Source organism: Paraburkholderia antibiotica, from assembly GCF_012927125.1.
Lineage (GTDB): Bacteria > Pseudomonadota > Gammaproteobacteria > Burkholderiales > Burkholderiaceae > Paraburkholderia > Paraburkholderia antibiotica.
In genome coordinates this window covers 1-1,630 of record NZ_JABBFZ010000061.1, presented here as the reverse complement: position 1 = coordinate 1,630, position 1,630 = coordinate 1, and the positions used below count along the sequence as shown (strand labels likewise).

Genomic DNA, 1,630 nt, shown 5'->3' with positions numbered 1-1,630 from the left:
ATGAGCCGCCACTGCCGGTCGTAGTAGTAGACCAGTTGCCGACCGGCGGCATCCGTGCGCAGAACCGGCTGATGCTGCGCGTTATAGCTGTACTCCGTGACCTGACCTGCGCCATCGCGATAGCTTCTCAGGTTGCCTTCGCCATCCCATGTCAGTGCTTCCACGCTTCCGTCGGGCTGCGTGATGCTCGCCACCCTCCCAAGCGCATCGCACCGGTACGAGGTCGTATTGCCTTCGGCATCGATACGTCGGGAGAGATAGCCGCGCCCGTCATAGACGTAACGCGTGCTGTAGCCGGAACAGTCGGTTGCCTCCCTGAGCCGCCCGCCGCCGTCGTAGCTGAAACGCTTCTCCCCGCCTTTCGGGTCGGTCATCGACACCAGTCGGCCATTGCCATTCCACCGGTACGCAGTCGTGCGACCGGCCGCATCCGTCACCGCCACCGGCCGACCGAGTGCGTCATACGCTGTCTGCGTCACATCGCCATTGGCGGCCGTCACCTTCACCGGCAGGCCATCCGCGTTGTATTCGGTGCGCGTCGTGTTGCCGAGCGCATCGGTGGCAGCCGTCACGCGGCCCTGGGCATCGTATTCGAAACGCTGCGTCTGCCCCAGCGCGTTCTTCATGCCGGTGAGGTTGTGGTTGTCATCCCACTCGAACGCTTCGCTGCCGCCATCCGGATACTCGACCAGCACGATCCGGTTATGGTAGTCGTAGCGGTGAACCGTCACGTTGCCGTCCGCGTCGGTGACTTTCGTGTACCAGTGCTCGCGCGCGTATTCGAATCGCGTATCCTCGTGGATATCCCGTTCCTCGTCGCCCAGCCATGTACGGCTGCATTTCGCGTCGGCGGGCGCGGGCACGCCCTCGTGCATGCCGTTCCACTGCCAGGCCAGATTGACGGCATTGCCGTTGTAGTCGGTATAGCGTGTCAGCAGATGCCGGGTATAGGCATAGGTGCGCGTGTTGCCAGGCACATCGGTCTGCACGATCAGGTCGCCCTGTTCGTCATGCGTGTAACGCGCGAGCGCCTCATCGCCGGGACCGGGAATACCCGTGCGGTAGATCGCCGCCACCCGACCGTTCAGGTATTCGAGGCGCAGGCTGTTCTCCGCGCCATCGCTCACGCTCACCAGTTCCCCCGCGTCGTTGTAGCCGAGCGTCAGGCCCAGTCCGTCGCGGCGTGTGCGGGCACTCAGACGGTAGCGCCTCGCCGTTCCACCCAGTTCGTACTGCTCGTACGAGCCATCGGGATAGGTCAGCTGCACGCGGCGCGCATCCGGGCGGCTGACGGTGAATCCTTCGGTGGGCACCTCGACCGCATCCCCTACCGCGACCGGCGGCAACGGTACGGCGCGGCTGTCGGGATCGAAGAACACCAGCGCGTCGTCGCGCTCTTCGAGCGACAGATGAAAGGCGCTGCTCCAGCGCGCGCCTAGCGGGCTGGCGTCATAGGCCGCCAGGCTCGAGCGGTAGCGGCGTGTCCAGACGATCGGCACGATGCCGTCGAGCACGAAATCGGTCTGCTCCAGATTCTCGTCACCCATCGCGAAGTTGATCGGGTGCGGACTTTTGGTGACGGGACAGCCGCAGCCATCCTTCGCGGCGAGGTCAGACGGATGCGCGCCTT

The 1,630-nt window shown here is 64.8% G+C and carries 1 protein-coding gene; it reads right to left on the bottom strand.

All coding sequences use genetic code 11. From position 1 onward, the window contains the following. Window positions 1–1,630: DUF6531 domain-containing protein (locus tag HHL14_RS32715; protein ID WP_169501735.1), on the bottom strand; the 1,630-nt coding region annotated here is incomplete at both ends.